The organism is Streptococcus mitis (assembly GCF_001579045.1).
In the GTDB taxonomy this organism is placed as follows: Bacteria; Bacillota; Bacilli; order Lactobacillales; family Streptococcaceae; genus Streptococcus; species Streptococcus mitis_D.
Genome location: NZ_KQ970278.1, coordinates 1 through 277, shown reverse-complemented (window position 1 = coordinate 277; position 277 = coordinate 1). Strand labels below are relative to the sequence as shown.

Below are 277 nucleotides of genomic sequence, written 5' to 3'. Positions count from 1 at the left end.
TTTCATAAAGAGCCATTTTCAAACCTTTAACTACTTGCCCTTTAGAATCCGTTACTTGAACACCGTCTTGATTGATGGTAACAGCTTCTTCTGGGTAATCATCAACGATATAGAACCCTTTACCAATACGGTCTTTATCTGCTTCAATGCCCTTGTATTGACTATAATCTGCCGTCACCTTGTAGTAATTGACCGAACCTGCCAAGACCTGTTTCCCATCGATGTTAACACCTGCTTTATTCAGATTTTTCTTGGTAGGTTTCACGGTGGGAACGTT

At 40.4% G+C, this 277-nt stretch carries 1 protein-coding gene; it reads right to left on the bottom strand.

The window, feature by feature from the left end; all coding sequences use genetic code 11:
* Window positions 1-277, bottom strand: a 277-nt coding sequence (locus SMIDD28_RS10740) for an SspB-related isopeptide-forming adhesin (protein ID WP_155719344.1), incomplete at both ends; no start/stop codon positions are given.